This window comes from Streptomyces hawaiiensis (assembly GCF_004803895.1).
GTDB classification, from domain to species: Bacteria; Actinomycetota; Actinomycetes; order Streptomycetales; family Streptomycetaceae; genus Streptomyces; species Streptomyces hawaiiensis.
In genome coordinates this window covers 3,591,008-3,610,361 of sequence record NZ_CP021978.1, presented here as the reverse complement: position 1 = coordinate 3,610,361, position 19,354 = coordinate 3,591,008, and the positions used below count along the sequence as shown (strand labels likewise).

The following is a 19,354-nucleotide window of genomic DNA, read 5'->3' as shown; positions in this document are numbered from 1 at the left end:
GCCGATACCCTGGGGGAGTGACGTTCCCCGTAGTCGGCATGGTCGGCGGTGGCCAGCTCGCTCGTATGACACACGAGGCGGGCATCCCGCTGGGCATCAGGTTCAAGCTCCTCAGTGACACCCCGCAGGACTCCGCTGCGCAGGTCGTGAGCGATGTCGTCGTCGGCGACTATCGCGACCTCGACACGCTGCGCGAGTTCGCCCGGGGGTGCGATGTGATCACCTTCGATCACGAACACGTACCCACCGAGCACCTCCGGGCCCTGGAGGCGGACGGTATCCCCGTGCGCCCCGGCCCCGACGCGCTCGTGCACGCCCAGGACAAGGGGGTGATGCGCGCGAAGCTCGACGCGATCGGCGTCCCCTGCCCCCGGCACAGGATCGTTTCCGGTCCGCAGGACGTGGCCGCCTTCGCAGCCGAGGGCGACGGTTTCCCGGTCGTCCTCAAGACCGTCCGCGGCGGTTACGACGGCAAGGGCGTGTGGGTCGTCGGCTCCGTCGAGGAGGCCGCCGACCCGTTCAAGGCCGGTGTCCCCGTGCTCGCCGAGGAGAAGGTCGACTTCCTCCGCGAGCTCGCCGCCAACGTCGTACGCTCCCCGCACGGCCAGGCCGTCGCCTACCCGGTGGTGGAGTCCCGGCAGGTCGACGGCGTCTGCGACACGGTCATCGCCCCGGCCCCCGACCTCGACGAGGGCCTCGCGGTCCGGGCCTCGGAGATGGCCCTGAACATCGCCAAGGAGCTCGGCGTCGTCGGGCACCTCGCCGTCGAGCTGTTCCAGACCCGCGACGGCCGCATCCTCGTCAACGAGCTCGCCATGCGCCCGCACAACTCCGGCCACTGGTCGATGGACGGCGCCGTCACCAGCCAGTTCGCCAACCACGTCCGCGCGGTCCTGGACCTGCCCCTCGGCGACCCGCGCCCGCGCGCCGAGTGGACGGTCATGGTCAACGTCCTCGGCGGCGACTACCCGGACATGTACTCCGCGTACCTGCACTGCATGGCCCGCGACCCCCAGCTCAAGATCCACATGTACGGCAAGGACGTGAAGCCCGGCCGCAAGGTCGGTCACGTCAACACCTACGGCGACGACCTGGACGACGTGCTGGAGCGCGCCCGTCACGCAGCCGGCTACCTGAGAGGCACCATCACCGAATGAGCCCTGTTGTTGGCATCGTCATGGGGTCGGACTCCGACTGGCCCGTCATGGAGGCCGCCGCCAAGGCCCTCGACGAGTTCGAGATCGCCTACGAGGTCGACGTCGTCTCCGCGCACCGCATGCCGCGCGAGATGGTCGCCTACGGCGAGCAGGCCGACGGCCGAGGGCTCAAGGTGATCATCGCCGGGGCGGGCGGCGCGGCCCACCTGCCCGGCATGCTCGCCTCCGTGACCCCGCTGCCGGTCATCGGCGTGCCCGTGCCGCTGAAGTACCTCGACGGCATGGACAGCCTCCTGTCCATCGTGCAGATGCCGGCCGGTGTCCCCGTCGCCACGGTCTCCGTCGCCGGTGCCCGCAACGCCGGTCTGCTCGCGGCCCGCATCCTCGCCGCGCACGACGAGGAACTGCGCGGCCGCATGCGCGATTTCCAGCAGGAGCTCAACGACCAGGCCACCGAGAAGGGCAAGCGCCTGCGCTCCAAGGTCGAGGGCGCGGGCGGCTTCGGCTTCGGCGCCGGGAAGTGACGACGATGACCTCCCTGGAGGCGGCCCGGGAACTCCTGAGCGAGTTCCCGGTCGTCGACGGCCACAACGACCTGCCCTGGGCCCTGCGCGAACAGGTCCGCTACGACCTCGACGCGCGGGACATCGCCGCCGACCAGAGCGCCCATCTGCACACTGACATCCCCCGGCTGCGCGCGGGCGGGGTCGGTGCGCAGTACTGGTCGGTGTACGTCCGCACGGACTCGCCCGACCCGGTCGCCGCCACGCTCGAACAGATCGACTGCGTACGGCAGTTGCTGTCCAGGCACCCCGAGGACCTGCGTCCCGCGCTGACCGCCGCCGACATGGAGGCCGCGCGCGGGGAGGGCCGTATCGCCTCCCTCATGGGCGCGGAGGGCGGTCACTCCATCGCCAACTCCCTGGGCACCCTGCGCGGCCTGTACGGGCTGGGCGTGCGCTACCTCACGCTCACCCACAACGACAACGTCGACTGGGCGGACTCCGCGACCGACGAGCCGAAGGCCGGTGGCCTCACCGCGTTCGGCCGTGAGGTCGTCCGGGAGATGAACCGGCTCGGCATGCTCGTCGACCTCTCGCACGTGGCGGCGACGACCATGCGGGACGCGCTCGACGCCAGCTCGGCTCCGGTGATCTTCTCCCACTCCTCCGCACGGGCCGTGTGCGACCACCCGCGCAACATCCCGGACGACGTCCTGGAACGGCTGCCCGCCAACGGCGGAGTCGCGATGGTGACGTTCGTGCCGAAGTTCGTGCTCCAGGAGGCCGTGGACTGGACGGCCGCGGCCGATGAGAACATGCGCGCCCACGGCTTCCACCCTCTCGACACCACCGCGCCGGCCATGAGGGTCCACCGCGCCTTCGAGGAGCGCCGCCCGCGCCCCGTCGCCACGGTGTCGACGGTCGCCGACCACCTGGACCACATGCGTGAGACGGCCGGCATCGACCACCTCGGCATCGGCGGCGACTACGACGGCACGGCCTTCACCCCCGACGGCCTCGCCGACGTCTCCGGCTACCCGAACCTCCTCGCGGAACTGCTCGACCGCGGCTGGTCCAAGGCCGACCTGGCCAAGCTGACCTGGAAGAACGCGGTCCGGGTCCTGGACGCGGCGGAGGAGGTGGCGCGGGGGCTTCAGGCGACGCGGTCGCCGTCCAACGCCACGATCGACTCGCCGGCCGGGTCCGCCGGCTGAGCGTCGAGGGCGGGGTAGTCGGTGTAGCCGGTCGCCCCGCCCACGTACATGAAGTACCGGTCGCGCATCTCGTTCAGCGGCGCCCCGATCCGCAGCCGTGTCACGAGGTCGGGGTTGGCGAGGAAGGGCCGGCCGAGCGCGATCAGGTCGGCCCCGGCGGCCAGCAGCGCCTCGGACGCGGCGAGCACACTCTGCGGCGACATCTTCTTCAGGACCGGGTTGCCGATGAGCACGCCCGGCCAGCCGGCGCGCACGGCGCGGAACACCGCCGTGTCCGGGTCGGCGTGCACCAGGTGCAGATAGGCCAGGCCCAGCCCGCCGAGCCGTTCGGCGAGCGCCGGGTAGAGCTCCTCCGTCTCGCCCTCCGCGATGCCGTTGACCGTGTTGCCGGGGGAGACCCTCAGTCCCGTCCGTTCCGCCCCGATCTCGGCGGCCACCGCCTCGGTCACCTCGGCGGTGAACCGGATCCGGGCGGCGACCGAGCCGCCGTAGCCGTCGGTGCGCAGGTTGGTGTTGCGGGCGAGGAACTGGTGCAGCAGATGGCCGTTGGCGGAGTGCACCTCCACCCCCTCGAACCCGGCGTCCAGCGCGTTGCGGGCGGCCTTCGCGAAGTCCGCGACGGTGGTGCGGATGTCCTCGGCGGTCATCTCCCTGGGCGCCACGGCCGGCCGGTGCCCCTCCGGCGTGAAGATCGTCTCGGGCAGCGGGACGGGTGAGGGGGCGACCGGGGTGAGCCCGCTGGTCGCCGGGTGGCCGACCCGGCCGCCGTGCTGGAGCTGGAGGAACATCCGTCCGCCGGCGTCCCGCACGGCGTCCGTGACCCGGCGCCAGCCGGTCACATGAGCCGGGCTGTGGACGGCGGTGATGTTCGGGTACGTCTGCCCGACCGCGTTCGGTGTGGAGGCCTCGGCGATGATCAGCCCGGCCGAGGCGCGCTGGGCGTAGTACTCGGCCATGAGCGGGGTCGGGGTGCCGTCGGCCTCGGCCCGGTTGCGGGTCAGCGGGGCCATCACCAGACGGTTGGGAAGGTCCAGCCCGGGCAGACGGGCCGGTGCGAAGAGCGCTGTCGAGTGCGTCATGCCGGTAGGCTAGAACCTGACACTCATGTCAGATTCAAGTCCGGGGGTGGACAGGTGCGGATCGGTGAGCTGGCCCGGCGCACCGGCGTGAGCGAGCGGTCGCTGCGCTACTACGAGCAGCAGGGGATGCTCTTCGCCGAGCGGACCCCGGGCGGGCACCGGGAGTACCCGGAGGCCGCCGTGGACCGGGTCATCCGGATCCAGGAGCTGTTCGCGGCGGGACTGTGCAGCGAGAAGATCGTCCAGCTGCTGCCCTGCATGCGGGACACCGACGGCGGCCCCTCCGTCGTGGCGACGCCGAAGCTGGTCGCCGACCTGTCCGCCGAGCGCGCCCGCATCGACCGGATGATCGCCGACCTGGTCCGCTCCCGGGACACCCTGGACGAGGTGATCGAGGCGGCCCGGCTGCCCTGAGGGCACCCGCGCGGGCGCCGTACTCCGAACGCCCCGCCCACCAGGAACCGCTCCCCGCTCCGTGCGACGGTGACCGTACCTCACGAACGACGGTACGGAGCCGCCATGGCAGACCTCCAGGACGACCTGCGCCCCACCGCCGCGGCCGCCGGCGAGTTCGACGAGCTGGCCGAGCCGTACCCCGACGAGGACGTCGTCACGGCGGAGTCCTACGAGCCCGTCTCCGACCCGGACGACGCGCCCATGACCAGAGCCCACGCCATCCTCAGCGCACACCCCGTCGCCGACGGCTACAACGGACTGCCCTGGGCGCTCAAGCGCCTGTCCTGGTACGACCTGGAGGACGGCGAGAGCACCGTCGACACGGATGTGCCCCGGCTGCGCAGCGGCCATGTGGGCGCCCTGTTCTGGTCGTTGCACCTGCCCGAGGGCCTCGACGGTGACTGGGCCGTCGGCGCCACCCTGGAGCAACTGGACCTGGCGAAGACCATCGTCCGGACCTGCGAGGAGGGCCTGCGGCCGGCCTGCACGGCCGGGCAGGTCGCGGACGCCCGCAACTGCGGCCGCGTCGCCGTGCTCCTCGGCCCCGCCGGCGCACCGGCCCTGGGCGACTCGCTCGGCATCCTGCGCCAGCTGCACCTGCTCGGCCTGCGCGTCCTCACCCTGACCGGGGTGTCCTGGGCCAGCGACGCGGGGCTGACCCGGTTCGGCGAGGAGGTCGTCCGCGAGATGAACCGCCTCGGCGTGATCACCGACCTCTCCGGTGCCTCCGCCCAGACCATCCGCCGCGTCCTGAGCCTCTCCCGGGCACCCGTGCTGTGCAGCCGCTCCGCCGCCCGGACCCTGCGCCCCCACCCGGTCAACCTCCCCGACGACCTGCTGGCGGAGCTGGGCGCGGCCAAGGGGCTGTGCCTGGTGCCGCTGACCGCCGAGCAGACCGGCCCGACCGTCCGCGATGTCGCCGACCATCTCGACCACATTCGCGCCGTGGCCGGGGCGCACTGCGTCGGACTGTCCGGCACGTACGACTCCGGAGCCGCCCACCCGCAGGAGCTCGGCGACACCTCCTGCTATCCGCGGCTGATCGCCGAACTGCTGCGGCGCGGCTGGGACGAGGCCGACGTGGCCCTGCTGACCTGGGGCAACGTCCAGCGGGTCCTGCGCGGCGCCGACTTCACGGCCCGCGCCGCACAGCAACGCCGCGAACCGTCGACGGCGACGATCTCGGAACTGGACGCATAGCCGGCCGGCCGGGCCGGATCAGCCGGACTCGATCCGGCACAGGCAGAACGGATGCCCCGCCGGGTCGGCGTAGACGCGGAAGTCCTTCTTCACGTCGTCCTCCTTGTCCAGCACACTCGCGCCCAGCGCCAGCACCTGCTCCTCCGCCGCGTCGATCTCCTCCCAGGTCGCCCCGGCGTCGAAGTCCAGATGGAACTGCTGGGCGTTGCGGTCGGCCCGCGGCCACTCCGGCGGGGTGAGGCCGGGGGAGCGCTGGAAGGCGAGTCGGGGCCCGCCGGGGACGCGCAGCACCACCCAGTCGGGGTCGTCGTCCTCCGGCGTACCGCCGCCGACCTGCGCGTAGAAGCGGGCCAGCTCGCGGGGGTCGGGGCAGTCGACGACCACGGAACGCAAACGTGCCACGGCGGACATGGGGCCTCCAGGTGTCAGCAGGCGCAGAGGCAGAACGGGTGCCCGGCCGGGTCGGCGTAAACCCGGAAGGTCCGCTCCCGGTCCTCCGCGTCCAGCGGCTTCGCCCCGAGCGCCAGCACGCCCTTCTCGGCCGCGTCCAGGTCGTCGACCACGAGGTCCAGGTGGAACTGCTGCGAGCCGTCGGGAGACGGCCACTTCGGCGGTGCGTACCCGGGGGATGACTGGAAGGCCAGGGGTGTGCCGCCCGGCACCTTCAGATCGACCCACTCGTCCTCCCCGTCGGTCTCCACCGTCGGCGTGCCGCCCAGCACCTCGGCGTAGAACCCGGCCAGCGCGCGCGGGTCGGGACAGTCCAGGACGACGACACCCAGCTTGGCGAGAGCCATGACTTCCTCCTCGAATCGCCGTTACCCGCAAGGGCGGGCAACCAGTAACCGTTACTGCATGCTCCCGCATGGGAGGTAACCTCGCAAGGGGAATCGCGAGAGGTACGGTCCAGCCATGACGGAGAGATCGCCCGCGCCCGGCGGCCTGGCCCTGGTCGAGGCCCTGGTGAACACGCTGGACATCGAGTCCGGCGCCGACGCGCTGGACACGCCCGAGGGCCGGGCCCGCCTCGGCGTCACCGCGGACGAGACGGACCGGGCCCGCACCCTGCGCGAGTCCCTGCGCGCGACCCTCCTCGCCCACGCCGGCCATCCGCCGCACCGTGAGGTCACCCCCCTCGGCGCACTCCTGGCCGAGGCCCCGCTCCTCGTCACGGTCGACGCGTCGGACGGCTCGGCCGCCCTCGCCCCCGCGGACGACCGCCCCCTGCACGCACGCGTGGCCGCCGCCGTCGCCGAGGCCCTGGTCGCCGGCACCTGGACCCGCCTCAAGGCCTGCCAGGCCGCCGACTGCCACTGGGCCTACTACGACCGCAGCCCGGCCGGCCGCGGCCGCTGGTGCTCCATGCAGGTCTGCGGGGCCCGCGCGAAGATGCGCCGCTACCGCGCCAAGGAGCTATAGGGGACCCGCCGCGCAGCCGGGTGGTGCAGAATGCACGAAGACGCCGGTTCGGCCGACTGAGCCTCGGCCGAACCGGCGTCACCTGTCTCGTGCGCCGCGCGCTCAGGCCTTCGGGCGGCCCATCGCCCGGTACGTCCAGCCGGCCTTGCGCCAGCGCTCCGGGTCGAGCGCGTTGCGGCCGTCCAGGACGACCCGGGCCGCGGCGACCTCGCCGAGAGCCCCCTCGTCCAGCTCGCGGAACTCCCGCCACTCCGTCAGATGCAGCACGATGTCGGCGCCGCGTACGGCGTCCAGTGCCGAGTCGGCGTAGCCGAGCGTCGGGAACACACGGCGGGCGTTGTCCATGCCCTTGGGGTCGTAGACCGTTACCTGCCCGCCCTGGAGGTGGATCTGCCCGGCGACGTTCAGCGCGGGGGAGTCCCGTACGTCGTCCGAGTCGGGCTTGAAGGTCGCGCCCAGCACCGCCACCCGCTTGCCGAGGAACGGCCCGCCGCCCAGCGCCTGCCGGGCCAGCTCCACCATCTGCCCGCGCTGGCGCATGTTGATCGAGTCGATCTCCCGCAGGAACGTCAGCGCCTGGTCCGCGCCCAGCTCACCCGCGCGCGCCATGAACGCCCGGATGTCCTTCGGCAGACACCCGCCGCCGAAGCCGATCCCGGCCCGCAGGAACTTCCTACCGATCCGGTCGTCGTACCCGATGGCCTCCGCCAGCTTGGCGACGTCCCCGCCCGCGGCCTCGCACACCTCCGCCATCGCGTTGATGAACGAGATCTTCGTGGCGAGGAAGGAGTTCGCGGAGGTCTTCACCAGCTCCGAGGTCGGGAAGTCGGTGACCACGAACGGCGAACCCTCGGCGATCGGCGTCGCGTACACCTCCCGCAGCAGCTTCTCGGCCCGCTCGCTGCGCACACCCACCACGAGGCGGTCGGGGTGCAGCGTGTCGTCCACGGCGAAGCCCTCGCGCAGGAACTCCGGGTTCCACGCCAGCTCGGCGTCCTCCCCGGCGGGCGCGTGCGCGGCCAGGTAGGCGGCGAGACGGTCCGCGGAACCGACGGGCACGGTCGACTTGCCGACGACCAGCGCCGGACCGTGCAGATGCGGGGCGAGGGAAGCGAACGCGGAGTCGATGTAGCTCATGTCGCAGGCGTACTCGCCGTGCCGCTGCGGGGTGTTCACACAGACGAAGTGCACATCGCCGAACGCGCCGATCTCCGCCCAGTCCTGGGTGAAGCGCAGCCGGCCGCTGGAGCCCTCGATGCCGGCGACGTGCCTGCGCAGCAGCTCCTCCAGCCCCGGCTCGTACATCGGGGCCTCGGCGCGCTCCAGCTTCTCGATCTTCTCGCGCACGACGTCGAGGGCGAGCACCTCGAAGCCCAGCTCGGCCATGGCCGCCGCGTGTGTCGCACCGAGATAACCGGTGCCGATCACGGTGATCTTCAGGGCCATGGGTGCTCCAGGGGTCTACGGCATGTGGTGCGCGCCCGAGCATAGCCGGGGCATGGCGGCGCGCTTCACTGGGCAACTTCTCAGCTGTCGCCTAGCTCACGTATCACTCCCGTGGGCGACCCCATAAACTTTTGATTACTTAACGGTAGTTAGCTTCAGCATCGCAGCGTTTTGGAGCGTGAGAGACCTTGGCCGGATCGGCTGACTTCGACCTGTACCGCCCGTCCGAGGAGCACGACATGCTCCGTGACGCCGTCCGCTCCCTGGCCGAGGCGAAGATCGCGCCGCACGCCGCCGCGGTGGACGAGGAGGCCCGCTTCCCGCGCGAGGCCCTCCAGGCGCTGGTCGCGAACGACCTGCACGCCGTGCACGTACCCGAGGAGTACGGCGGCTCCGGCGCGGACGCGCTGGCCACCGTCATAGTGATCGAGGAGGTCGCCCGGGTCTGCGCCTCCTCCTCCCTCATCCCGGCCGTCAACAAGCTGGGCTCCCTGCCGGTGATCCTCTCCGGCTCCGAGGACCTGAAGAAGCGGTACATGACCCCGCTCGCCAAGGGCGAGGGCATGTTCTCCTACTGCCTCTCCGAGCCGGACGCCGGCTCCGACGCCGCCGGCATGAAGACCAAGGCCGTCCGCGACGGCGACCACTACGTCCTCAACGGCGTGAAGCGCTGGATCACCAACGCCGGCGAGTCCGAGTACTACACGGTGATGGCCGTCACCGACCCGGCCAAGCGCTCCAAGGGCATCTCCGCCTTCGTCGTCGAGAAGTCCGACGAGGGCGTCTCCTTCGGCGCCCCGGAGAAGAAGCTCGGCATCAAGGGCTCCCCGACCCGCGAGGTCTACCTCGACAACGTCCGCATCCCCGCCGACCGCATGATCGGCGAGGAGGGCACCGGCTTCGCCACGGCGATGAAGACCCTCGACCACACCCGCATCACCATCGCCGCCCAGGCCCTCGGCATCGCCCAGGGCGCCCTCGACTACGCCAAGGGCTACGTCCAGGAGCGCAAGCAGTTCGGCAAGGCGATCGCCGACTTCCAGGGCATCCAGTTCATGCTCGCCGACATGGCGATGAAGATCTCGGCCGCCCGCGCCCTGACCTACCAGGCCGCCGCCGCCTCCCAGCGCGTCGACGCCGACCTCACCTACCTGGGCGCCGCCGCCAAGTGCTTCGCCTCGGACGTGGCGATGGAGGTCACGACGGACGCGGTCCAGCTCCTCGGCGGGTACGGCTACACGCGCGACTACCCGGTGGAGCGCATGATGCGCGACGCCAAGATCACCCAGATTTATGAGGGCACGAACCAAGTTCAGCGGATCGTGATGGCCAGGAACCTTCCCTAGCAAGGTTTTTGCAGGTCAGGAGTCGTTTCGGTGGCCCGGGGAGGCGGCTACGGGTTCCAGTCCGTTGAGGCCCGTTCTCGCCTGTTCTCGCCTGTTCCTGAGCGTCGTGCTGGGGGAATCCTGGGTGGATGCCGGGCGGGAAACGGCCACTGACCTGCACAAACAAAGCAGCCCCCGACGTGATGCCGGGGGCTGCTTTCGTCTGCGGATCAGGCGACCTCTGTCGCCTCCGTGGGGTCGTCGGCGCCGGGCGTCAACATCGTTGCGATGGCGGCCCGGCCGCGCTGCTCGGCCCCTTCGAAGATGTAGTGGTAGTGCTCCCTCAGTACGTCCGTGCTGCTGTGGCCCATCCAATCAGCCACGTCGTTCTCGGGGACTCCGGCGTACAGCAGCCGCGACCCGTAGTAATGCCGGAGCGAGTGAGCCTTGCAGTACTTCACCTGTCCCTTGCCCAGAGCCTCCATCCAGATCTTCGGGTAGAAGTACGACGCGTAGAGGTACCCAGTCCGCGTGACGTTGGGGAAGAGAAGCCGTTCCGGCCCCCATACGCCGTGGTTCTTGATGTGCCGCCGAAGCTCGAAAGCAACGTTCGGCGGGAGGGGGACAGTACGCCCTGGCTCTCCTTCGTCACGAGCCTTGATGTGCCGACGCTGGATCGCACTGTTCTTGCCCGACTCGGTGTCGCCGTCCTCCGCAATCTGGAAGTCGACCCGAAGCGCCTCGGCCTTGAAGTCGATCTGATCGCGGGATACCGCCATGGCCTCGCCCAGCCGCAGGCCACACCCGGCCTTCCCGCGTCGTGAGTCGCCGCGCGGTGCTCTTGTGCTGCCGGATCTCCTTGGCGCGGCTGCCTGCACCGTTGACCTTCTTGCACGGGTTCCGGCCGATGATCTCGTTGACGACAGCCCAGTCCATCAGGGGACAGGCAGTCAGAGCAGCCAGGCACCGCCGAAGGCTCACGCGGGAGTTCGTTTAGGCACGTCCCTGCCGTGGTCTGGGGCCCAGGATCGGAAGTTCTCTCTTCGCTCTCCATGGCGCCATCTTCGGTGGCCCCCGGGTGCGGTTCTAGCCTGTTTCCTGTTCCCGCAAAAAGTCGTCGCGGATGCCCTCGACCAGACTCCGCATTTCGTTACCAGACAACGCCACTCGCTCGAATCCATCGAACTTGTCGACGTAGAGCCCTACATCTCTGGGGTTCGTGACGACTACCTCAGCGTGGACTGTCTCTACCGTGACCATTCGGTCGTCACGGATGACGAACGCGTGATTCGCAATGTCGTGCTGCTGAATCCGTAGGGGAACTACGCGGATGTCCACATGGGAGAGGCGTGAAATGGAAACGATGCGGTCGAGTTGTGCGGCCATCATCTGTGGCGGGACGATTCGCCACCGCAGGACAGGTTCCGTGATGACGAACCGCAGTGCCTTCGCGTTGTCGTAGAGGACCGCTTGGCGTTCGAGTCTCCCGCTGAGCGTCCGTGTGAGAGCGTCCTCACTCAGGTTGTGACGTTGCAGAACGGCCCGGATGTACTCCGGCGTCTGGAGCAGCCCGGGAACCAGAACCGGTTGGAACAGCCGCAGCATCGACATCTGGGCTTCCAGAGCCTTGGCGGCCTGCTGGCCTTTGTGAACTCCGATGCGCTTGAGGAGGCGCCACGCCGTAGCTTCCGTGGCCGACGCTCGGGCGGCCTCGGCGTACTCCGCCTTGACCTCATCCGAGACGCCGATGGCGGTCAGGATGCGCTCTACGTCCGTCGCGCTGGCTGCGAGCTTCGCATTTTCGATCTTGGACAGCTTGGACGGGGACATGAGGGCGCTGCGGGCAACCGCTTTGGCTTCCTTGCTGGATGCCACTCGCAGAGCCCGCAGCGCGGCTCCAAGCTGTGCTCTGTTCACGCCCCGTACTTGGCCCACCATTCGGTGAACGGCTCCGCGTGCGCGAGCGCCGCGTCACGATACCGCGTGAATTCCGCCGTTCGTTCCGGCGGCAGTACTTCCGAACCCAGGTACTTCCCGGCTCCGTCGTAGTTCATCACAGCTACAGAATCGGAATCGAAGAACCAGAAGTCTGGAACGTTCTCCAGGGGGTTGGGTTTGTCGGTGATATCGAGGATGAAGAACTCCTCACCTCCGGTCGTGTTCTTCTGGTAGCCCCACCCGAGTTCGAACCTAAGATAGTTCGTGAGGGGGCGGGACAGAATGTGCACCCGGTAAACCCGTTTCCCCTTCTCGGTGTGGGAGCGGAGTTCTTCGACCCAGCCCGCGTTGTAGTCGTCCGGCTGCGGCTCCCCGGCCAAGAAAGCGTGGTAGGCGTCGACGTTCCCGGACTTGCTGTAGTCGTCCAGGGTTTCCAGCCGGAACGCCTCACGCTTGAACGCGTCGAAGAGGTCGCCCAGGGTCCTAGATGAGGTTTTCACGAATGGCCTTCTGGATCAGTTCCATCGGGATCTCGACCAGGGTTTCGTGAGCGGGAATCTGAAGCCCGTGATCGGCCGGAGTCTCGCCCTGCACCAGGAAGGTTCCGCGATCCGTCGTGTAGATCGTCGGGCACTCCGTGAGATCGCACGTGCTGACCAGCTTGGTGACCTTCATGGTCCTGGGTCCCCTCTCGCGTGCTGCTGCGAATACCCCGCGTGTGGCTCGATGCTCCCGAGGGTGAGGTGTGCGGGTCAAGCGATCACGGTTGACGGAACAGGAAACCGCGTAACCTGCCCCAGGCCTGCTCGTCTATAGCGCGGCCGGTGTTGGTGCCTCCAACGTCGTCATGGCGCGCAACCTGCCGTAGCCCCGTCTCCGGGGGCCGGGCCCTTCGGCCCCCGGGGTTCTCACAGGAAGCGCCGGATCGGCGTGACCGCGGTCTCGGCGAGGCGCAGGGGCAGGGGACGCCGCTTCCAGCGGGAGGGGTCGATCGGCTCGCTCCGCTTGCGGTCGGCGTCGAAGTCAGCGTCGAGCTCCGCGGTGAAGTCCTCGTCCAGGACGGCCAGGACGACCTCCTCGTCGTGCTCCATGGAGCGGCGGTTGAAGTTGGTGGAGCCGATGAGGGAGCAGACCCCGTCCACCGTGATGATCTTCGTGTGGAGCATGGTCGGCTGGTACTCCCGCACGTCCACGCCGGCGTCGACGAGCGTCTGGTAGTGCTGTCGCCCGGCCAGCAGGCACGCCCGCTGGTCGGTGTGCGGGCCGGGGAGCAGGATCTCGACCGTGACTCCGCGGCGGGCCGCCGCGGCCAGGAGCCCGATGAAGTAGGTGTCGGGGGCGAAGTAGGCCGTGGCGAGCCGCAGGCGCTCCTGCGCCGAGGCGATCAGGACCCGCAGGACCGTCTGCATGTCCTGCCAGCCGAAGGCGGCCGAACCCCGCACGACCTGGACCGCGGCCCGGCCCGGCTGCTCCTGGGCGGTGAAGCGGTCGTGGTCGTCGTAGAGGTCGTCGTGGCACTCGGCCCAGTTCTGGGCGAAGGCCGCGGCGATGCCGTCCACGGCGGGGCCGCGGACCTGTACATGGGTGTCGCGCCACTCGTCGGGGTTCCGGGCGGCGCCGCACCACTCCTGCGCGATGCCCACGCCTCCGGTGAAGGCCGTGTGCTCGTCGGTGACCAGCACCTTGCGGTGGCAGCGGTGGTTCTGCCGCATCGGTGACAGGCGTGTGGGCCTTCGGAACCAGGCCACCTGGACGCCGGCCTCGTCCATGGCGTCCAGCAGGTCCCGCTCTATCTCCTTGGCGCCGAAGCCGTCCAGCAGCAGCCGCACCCGGACACCCGCACGGGCCCGCTCGGCCAGGGCGGCGGCGAACTCGTGGGCGATCTCGCCGCGCCAGTACACGAACGTCATCATGTCGACGGTGTGCTCCGCGGCACGGATGGCGGCCAGCATCGCGGGGAAGATCTCGTCGCCGTTGCGCAGCGGCACGAGCTCGTTGCCCTCGGTCGCGGCGATGCCGATCAGCCGCTCCAGCCGCCTGCGCAGCCGCTGCTTCTGCGCCTGCGGTCCTCTCGGCTCCGGAGCCCGCCGTTCGTCATACGCCTGCTGTGTCATGTGTGGGTCTCCCCCCTGCACGGGTTGCTCGCCGCCCCGCCTGTGCGCACCGGGCCCCGGGGCGCCTGCATCCCCTCTTTGCCGCTGCCGGGGGTTTCACGCAGAGCCCGGTGAGTCGTGCCTCACAAACGGAGGGAACCGCACACGGGCGGGTCCGCCCTGTGGTGCTCATGGGGCCGCAGGCGTAGGACGAGAGGAGCGGGCGCCGATCCGCGGCTCCCGCCGCTTCCCGGGAGGACGTCATGACCCAGCAGCACGCCACCACCACCCCACTGAGCAAGGAGATGCAGGACTGCGTCCAGGCCTGCATGACCTGCCACAGCGTGTGCGAGGAGACCATGAGCTCGTGCCTGCAGATGGGCGGCCCGGCCCAGATGCAGATCATGCGCGCGGTCATGGACTGCGCCGAGATGACGCGCATGTGCGCCGACATGATGATGCGCCGCTCGCCCCTCATGGCCGAGATGTGCGCGATGTGCGCCCGGGCCTGTGACATGTGCGCCGAGGCGTGTATGTCCATGCCGGAGGACGCGCAGATGATGCGCTGTGCCGAGGCCTGTCGCCGCTGTGCCGAGATGTGCCGCTCGATGTCGGCCGCCTCGATGTGAGCACCGCCTCACGGCGAAGGGGGCACCCGCCCGGGTGCCCCCTTTTCGCCGCCTGCCCGCTCAGTTGCCCGAGACGGTGACCTGCTCGTCGTTCTTCAGCTGGTTCACCAGCGTCTTCATCTTCGCGGTGTCCCACTGGAGGTTGCCGTTGGGTGCGTTTCCCGCGATCGGCATGTTCATCGACTTGCCCTCGCCGCCGCTGACGCCCTTCATCGCCCAGAACATGGATGCCAGGTCGAACAGGCCCATGTCCTTGTCGACCACGAGGGAGTCCAGGCCGGCGCCCATGGTGGGGTAGAGCTTGAAGGGGTTCATGATCGTGCCCGGGGTGGCGACCTGGCTGGCCAGGGCCGACAGGAACTTCTGCTGGTTCTTCGTGCGGTCCAGGTCGGAGCCCCTGAGGGCGTAGCGGGTGCGGACGAAGGCGAGGGCCTGCTCGCCGTTGAGGGTCTGCTTGCCCTTCTTGAGGTCCGCGCCGGACTTGGTGTCCTTGATGTCCTGCGGGATGTCCATCTCGACGCCGCCGACCGCGTCCACGATGCTCGCGAAGCCGGCGAAGCCGATCTCCACGTAGTGGTCGATGTGCAGGCCCGTGTTGGCCTCCACCGTGCGCACCAGCAGCTCCGGGCCGTCCTCGGCGTAGGCCGCGTTCAGCTTCGTCTGGCGGCCGGTGGCCGGGTAGAGCTTGCCGGAGTCGGAGCCCTTGAACGACGGGATCGTGACGTTCGAGTCGCGCGGCAGCGAGATCAGCGTGGGGGCGCCGCCGCCGGTGTGCAGGATCATCATCGAGTCGGTGCGCTTGCCCTCGGCGGACCCGGTGTGCAGCTTCTTCTTCTCCTCGGCCGACATGCCCTTGCGGCTGTCGGAGCCGACGATCAGGTAGTTCGTGCCCTCGCCCGCCTCCGGACGGTCGATGACCTTCGACAGGTCGACGTCGCGGTTGAGCTTGGAGTCGGCCCAGAAGTACGTGCCGACGCTCGTCACGACCAACAGCGTCACCACGGTGATGGCCGTCACCTTGATGCGGCGGCGCCAGTTCGGCGCGGGGCGCGGCTCGTACACGCCGTCGCCCGGGACGCCGGGGCCTCTGCCGCCGGGGGCGCCGTAGACCTGACCGGTGTTGTAGCCGCTGTCGTAGCCGGCACCGGGGCCGTGGCCACCCCCGTCGACGTACGACGGCTGCTGCGGCACTCCGCCGCCGTACGGCGGGGCACCGCCGTATCCCGCCTGCCCGGGCGACGCCGCCGGACCGCGGCGGACCTGCCGCATGACACGGGCGCTCTCGGGCTGTGCGCTCGAGCTGCCGCGTCCGTACCGGCTGCCGCGGTTGTCGGCGGAAAATCCCTCGGGCCAATCATTCATGCGCCCCAGTGTGCAGGTCCCGGTAGTGGGCCATACAAGAGTCGTCGGAAAATCAGAGCACGGCTGTGGCGAAGCTGACACAAATCCCCCTCATACCGCCTCGGCATAAGGTGGGGGCCATGACAGACCAGGCCCCAGCTGCGGATTCCGGCAGTCCGGATATCCCGGGCAAGCCGACTTCGGCGTCCCGCACGACCCTCAGCCACATCATGACCCACAACGACACGAACCTTCTGGGGACCGTGCACGGCGGAGTGATCATGAAGCTGGTCGACGACGCGGCGGGGGCCGTGGCCGGGCGGCACTCCGGTGGGCCGGCGGTCACCGCGTCGATGGACGAGATGGCGTTCCTGGAGCCGGTCCGCGTCGGTGACCTGGTGCACGTCAAGGCGCAGGTGAACTGGACCGGCCGGACGTCCATGGAGGTCGGCGTCCGGGTCCTGGCCGAACGCTGGAACGAGTCCGCCCCGCCCACGCAGGTCGGCTCCGCCTACCTCGTCTTCGCCGCGGTCGACGCCGACGGCAAGCCCCGTCGGGTTCCTCCGGTCCTCCCGGAGACCGAACGCGACGATCGCCGCTACCAGGAGGCCCAGATCCGCCGCACCCACCGCCTGGCCCGCCGCCGGGCGATCATGGACCTGCGGGAGAAGCGGGCGGCCGAGGGGTTCGAGGACTGACCCGGGCCGCCCGGACTGCTACGTGCAGGCCACCTCGTTCCCCCGCACCACCCCGGACTCGCCCTGACCGGGGTCCTCGGCCCGTACCTTGCGGACGCGTTCGAAGTCCGGGCCCGCGATCACCTTCAGGGTCGGGCCCAGGCCCTTGACCGCCCGGAGTTCGCTGCCCGGCAGGGCCGCCGCGAGGGACTTGGCGGAGCGGTCCCAGCGGGGGTCGTGGGCGACGATCGTGCGCTTGACGTCGCGGGCGGCGGCGTTCACCGGCGCCTTGGTCGTGCGGAAGCCCGTCGACGCCAGGGCCGCGTCCACGCGGCGGCCGAGGCCGGGCGTGCGGGTGCCGTTCTCCACCTGGACGCGGATCTGCTGGGGGGCGACCGGGACGATCCGGGCCGCGCCGCGCGGCCGGTGCACCGACAGCGGCTGGTCCTGGCGCAGGGCGTGGAAGAGGCGCTCCGCCTTCACGGGGTCCCACTTCAGCGTGGAGCCGACGCCTTTCACGGCGTACCCCATCCGCCCGATCGGGACGGTCGTGAACTCGGAGGAGGAGGGCGAGAAGTTCCGCATGGCCCGGCCCAGGTCCAGCATCTCGTCCGTGCCGAAGCCCTTGTCGGCCCGTACCGAGCCGAGCACCGCCCGCGTCACGTCCCGGAACTTCATGGGGTTGAGCAGGATCCCGGACGAGGTGAGCCGTTCCACGAGCGCCGCCATGAAGCGCTGCTGCCGCTTCATACGGCCCAGGTCGGAGGCCCCGTCGACATGGCGGGCGCGGACGAACTGCAGCGCCTGCCCGCCCCCGAGCGTGTGCCGCCCGGCCGGGAGGTCGAGGCCGGTGTAGCTGTCCTTGAGGGGATCGGCGGTGCAGATCTGCACGCCCCCGACCACGTCCACCGTCTTCATGAAGCTGGTGAAGTCGACCTCCAGGTAGTGGTCGATCTTCACCTTCGTCATGTTCTCGACGGTGCGCACGGTCAGCTGCGGCCCGCCCTCGGCGTACGCCGCGTTCAGCTTGACGGGGTGCCCGTGGTGCCGCTTGCCCGACACCCGGTCGACGTGCGACGGCGTCACCGCGTACGAGTCGCGGGGCAGGCTCACCACGCTGGCCCGGTCCCGGTCCTCGGAGATGTGCACGATCATGATCGTGTCGGTGCAGTGGCAGGGGGCGCCGCCCAGCCGGTACTTGCGGCGCTCCTCCTTGCTGATCTTCTCGCGGCCGTCGGTGCCGACCAGCAGGACGTTCATGCCGTGGCCCGCCTGCGGGCGATTCTTCATGTCCTTGAAGGGGTCGACCCGGGCGATGTCCGCGTCCAGGCTGGTCATCACCGCGTGCCCGATGCCGGCGGAGGCGAGGACCACCACGGACAGCGTGGTGACCGCCCGCATGCCCCAGCGCGGCTTGCGCGCGGGCGGTGCGGGCCTGCGCGGAGCGCGGCGGGGGGAGGGGGGCTGCGGGCGGTGCCGGGGGGCGGCGTTGAGCCGAGGGGACCGCGGCGGCGTGGGCATGGGGACACCTCCGGACGACGGCCGTACGTGGGATCCGTGAAACCGTAGGCCGATACGATCTGCGGCCCGCGCCACCGCCCCGGCGGCGCGCACCGGTGTCCCCCGTTCGCGGTAACGTGAGCCCCCTATGAACGCCAATCCCGACGTGCGGCTCCCCGCCGTTTCCGTGATCATGCCCGTCCTCAACGAGGAGCGGCATCTGCGGGGAGCAGTCCAAGCGATCCTCGCGCAGGAGTACGCCGGCGAGATGGAGGTCGTGATCGCCCTCGGTCCGTCCACGGACCGCACGGACGAGATCGCCGCCGAGCTCGTGGCAGAAGACGCGCGTGTACACACCGTCCCGAACCCCACCGGCCGTACGCCCGCGGCGCTGAACGCGGCGATCAACGCCTCCCGGCATCCGATCGTCGTCCGCGTCGACGGGCACGGCATGCTCTCGCCGAACTACATCGCCACCGCCGTACGGCTCCTGGAGGAGACCGGCGCGCAGAACGTCGGCGGCATCATGCACGCCGAGGGCGAGAACGACTGGGAGCACGCGGTCGCCGCCGCGATGACCTCGAAGATCGGGGTCGGCAACGCCGCCTTCCACACCGGCGGGCAGGCGGGCCCCGCCGAGACCGTCTATCTGGGGGTGTTCCGGCGCGAGGCGCTGGAGCGGCAGGGCGGCTACAACGTGGAGTTCATCCGCGCCCAGGACTGGGAGCTGAACTTCCGGATCAGGGAGGCCGGGGGCCTCATCTGGTTCTCGCCCGAGCTGAAGGTGTCCTACCGGCCCCGGCCGAGCGTGAAGGCGCTCGCCAAGCAGTACAAGGACTACGGCCGCTGGCGGCACGTGGTCGCCCGCTACCACGAGGGCTCCATCAACCTGCGCTACCTCGCCCCGCCGACCGCCGTGTGCGCGATCGCGGCCGGTGCCGTGGTGGGCGCGCTGCTGACGCCCTGGGGCTTCGTGGTGCCCGGCGGGTACCTCGCGGCGATCCTGCTCGGCTCGGTGCCGGCGGGCAAGGGTCTGCCGCTGAAGGCGCGGCTGCGGATCCCCGTGGCGCTGGCCACGATGCACATGTCGTGGGGCTGGGGCTTCCTGACCAGCCCGCGGGCGCTGGCGAAGAAGGTCATCGCCTCCCGGCGCCCCGCGGTGCGCGCGGACGCCGCCGCGAGCTGACCTGACGTGCACCGTGGGCCCCCTTCCCGTCCGCGAAGGGGGCCCACGGTGCACGTGGCCGCGGCTGTGCGGCGCCGACGGCCGGGACGGCACTCCCCGCCCCCTGCCCGGCCTGGCCACCGGTGTGCCCGCCGGTCTCCACCCTGCCCGGCGCGGCGGGCAGGTCCAGCCGGCTGAGGCCCCGCGCAGCG

The 19,354-nt window shown here is 70.4% G+C and carries 21 protein-coding genes; 10 read left to right on the top strand and 11 right to left on the bottom strand.

Annotation, left to right across the window (positions count from 1 at the left end; genetic code table 11):
- The first annotated feature begins 17 nt into the window (after window positions 1–17).
- From CEB94_RS16445 to CEB94_RS16435, 3 genes are read left to right on the top strand one after another with little or no spacing between them, the layout of a single operon-like run.
- On the top strand, window positions 18–1,157 hold the full coding sequence (locus CEB94_RS16445; RefSeq protein ID WP_175432945.1) for a 5-(carboxyamino)imidazole ribonucleotide synthase: 1,140 nt from the start codon (window positions 18–20) through the stop codon (window positions 1,155–1,157).
- Window positions 1,154–1,681: a 5-(carboxyamino)imidazole ribonucleotide mutase gene (gene purE, locus CEB94_RS16440; protein WP_175432944.1), complete on the top strand. Its 528-nt coding sequence runs from the start codon at window positions 1,154–1,156 to the stop codon at window positions 1,679–1,681. Before CEB94_RS16445 ends, purE begins: the two co-directional genes overlap by 4 nt.
- Window positions 1,682–1,686: 5 nt before the next feature.
- The gene (locus tag CEB94_RS16435) at window positions 1,687–2,874 is read left to right on the top strand and encodes a dipeptidase (protein ID WP_175432943.1); all 1,188 of its coding nucleotides are present in this window, start codon (window positions 1,687–1,689) and stop codon (window positions 2,872–2,874) included.
- Here the strand turns inward: CEB94_RS16435 and CEB94_RS16430 are convergent.
- Window positions 2,814–3,953 (bottom strand): alkene reductase, encoded by a 1,140-nt coding sequence (locus CEB94_RS16430; RefSeq protein ID WP_175432942.1) that lies wholly within the window; start codon window positions 3,951–3,953, stop codon window positions 2,814–2,816. The two genes, CEB94_RS16435 and CEB94_RS16430, sit on opposite strands and share 61 nt — an antisense overlap.
- Before the next feature lie 54 nt (window positions 3,954–4,007).
- Between CEB94_RS16430 and CEB94_RS16425 the strand changes: the two genes are divergently transcribed.
- Window positions 4,008–4,367 (top strand): MerR family transcriptional regulator, encoded by a 360-nt coding sequence (locus tag CEB94_RS16425; protein ID WP_175432941.1) that lies wholly within the window; start codon window positions 4,008–4,010, stop codon window positions 4,365–4,367.
- 105 nt (window positions 4,368–4,472) lie between these two features.
- Window positions 4,473–5,609, top strand: a complete 1,137-nt coding sequence (locus CEB94_RS16420; protein WP_175432940.1) for a dipeptidase — start codon at window positions 4,473–4,475, stop codon at window positions 5,607–5,609.
- 18 nt (window positions 5,610–5,627) lie between these two features.
- Here the strand turns inward: CEB94_RS16420 and CEB94_RS16415 are convergent, their stop codons facing one another.
- The gene (locus CEB94_RS16415) at window positions 5,628–6,020 is read right to left on the bottom strand and encodes a VOC family protein (protein ID WP_175432939.1); all 393 of its coding nucleotides are present in this window, start codon (window positions 6,018–6,020) and stop codon (window positions 5,628–5,630) included.
- Between the two features lie 14 nt (window positions 6,021–6,034).
- Window positions 6,035–6,406 (bottom strand): VOC family protein, encoded by a 372-nt coding sequence (locus CEB94_RS16410; RefSeq protein WP_175432938.1) that lies wholly within the window; start codon window positions 6,404–6,406, stop codon window positions 6,035–6,037.
- Window positions 6,407–6,521: 115 nt separating this feature from the next.
- Here CEB94_RS16410 and CEB94_RS16405 point away from each other — a divergent pair, with 115 nt between their 5' ends.
- A complete protein-coding gene (locus CEB94_RS16405; RefSeq protein WP_175432937.1) occupies window positions 6,522–7,028 on the top strand; it encodes a CGNR zinc finger domain-containing protein in 507 nt (168 codons plus the stop codon).
- A 102-nt stretch (window positions 7,029–7,130) separates the two neighbouring features.
- On the opposite strand, the gene CEB94_RS16400 is transcribed toward CEB94_RS16405, so the two are convergent.
- Entirely contained in the window at window positions 7,131–8,474 is a 1,344-nt protein-coding gene (locus CEB94_RS16400) for a UDP-glucose dehydrogenase family protein (protein WP_175432936.1), read from the bottom strand.
- Window positions 8,475–8,662: 188 nt separating this feature from the next.
- Between CEB94_RS16400 and CEB94_RS16395 the strand changes: the two genes are divergently transcribed.
- Complete coding sequence (locus tag CEB94_RS16395) at window positions 8,663–9,820, top strand: acyl-CoA dehydrogenase family protein (RefSeq protein ID WP_281292504.1); 1,158 nt, start codon at window positions 8,663–8,665, stop codon at window positions 9,818–9,820.
- Between the two features lie 209 nt (window positions 9,821–10,029).
- Here the strand turns inward: CEB94_RS16395 and CEB94_RS16390 are convergent, their stop codons facing one another.
- The 5 genes from CEB94_RS16390 to CEB94_RS16370 form a co-directional block, all read right to left on the bottom strand.
- A complete protein-coding gene (locus CEB94_RS16390) occupies window positions 10,030–10,578 on the bottom strand; it encodes a site-specific integrase (RefSeq protein WP_246111814.1) in 549 nt (182 codons plus the stop codon).
- Window positions 10,579–10,885: 307 nt separating this feature from the next.
- Window positions 10,886–11,716 carry a helix-turn-helix domain-containing protein gene (locus tag CEB94_RS16385; RefSeq protein ID WP_246111813.1) on the bottom strand — a complete coding sequence of 277 codons (831 nt, stop codon included), beginning with the start codon at window positions 11,714–11,716 and terminating at the stop codon, window positions 10,886–10,888.
- Window positions 11,713–12,237 carry a DUF6879 family protein gene (locus CEB94_RS16380; protein WP_175432934.1) on the bottom strand — a complete coding sequence of 175 codons (525 nt, stop codon included), beginning with the start codon at window positions 12,235–12,237 and terminating at the stop codon, window positions 11,713–11,715. Before CEB94_RS16380 ends, CEB94_RS16385 begins: the two co-directional genes overlap by 4 nt.
- Window positions 12,221–12,412 (bottom strand): hypothetical protein, encoded by a 192-nt coding sequence (locus CEB94_RS16375; protein ID WP_175432933.1) that lies wholly within the window; start codon window positions 12,410–12,412, stop codon window positions 12,221–12,223. Before CEB94_RS16375 ends, CEB94_RS16380 begins: the two co-directional genes overlap by 17 nt.
- Window positions 12,413–12,645: 233 nt before the next feature.
- A complete protein-coding gene (locus CEB94_RS16370; RefSeq protein ID WP_175432932.1) occupies window positions 12,646–13,851 on the bottom strand; it encodes a phospholipase D-like domain-containing protein in 1,206 nt (401 codons plus the stop codon).
- Window positions 13,852–14,093: 242 nt separating this feature from the next.
- Here CEB94_RS16370 and CEB94_RS16365 point away from each other — a divergent pair, with 242 nt between their 5' ends.
- Window positions 14,094–14,459, top strand: coding sequence for a four-helix bundle copper-binding protein (locus tag CEB94_RS16365; RefSeq protein ID WP_175432931.1), 366 nt, complete (start codon window positions 14,094–14,096; stop codon window positions 14,457–14,459).
- A gap of 60 nt (window positions 14,460–14,519) precedes the next feature.
- Here the strand turns inward: CEB94_RS16365 and CEB94_RS16360 are convergent, their stop codons facing one another.
- Complete coding sequence (locus CEB94_RS16360) at window positions 14,520–15,821, bottom strand: LCP family protein (RefSeq protein ID WP_175432930.1); 1,302 nt, start codon at window positions 15,819–15,821, stop codon at window positions 14,520–14,522.
- Between the two features lie 119 nt (window positions 15,822–15,940).
- On the opposite strand from CEB94_RS16360, the gene CEB94_RS16355 reads away from it, so the two are divergent.
- Window positions 15,941–16,498 (top strand): acyl-CoA thioesterase, encoded by a 558-nt coding sequence (locus CEB94_RS16355; protein ID WP_175432929.1) that lies wholly within the window; start codon window positions 15,941–15,943, stop codon window positions 16,496–16,498.
- 18 nt (window positions 16,499–16,516) lie between these two features.
- Here CEB94_RS16355 and CEB94_RS16350 read toward each other — a convergent pair whose 3' ends face one another.
- Window positions 16,517–17,998, bottom strand: a complete 1,482-nt coding sequence (locus tag CEB94_RS16350; RefSeq protein ID WP_175432928.1) for an LCP family protein — start codon at window positions 17,996–17,998, stop codon at window positions 16,517–16,519.
- A gap of 127 nt (window positions 17,999–18,125) precedes the next feature.
- Here CEB94_RS16350 and CEB94_RS16345 point away from each other — a divergent pair, with 127 nt between their 5' ends.
- Entirely contained in the window at window positions 18,126–19,163 is a 1,038-nt protein-coding gene (locus CEB94_RS16345; RefSeq protein ID WP_175432927.1) for a glycosyltransferase family 2 protein, read from the top strand.
- Window positions 19,164–19,354: the final 191 nt, after the last annotated feature.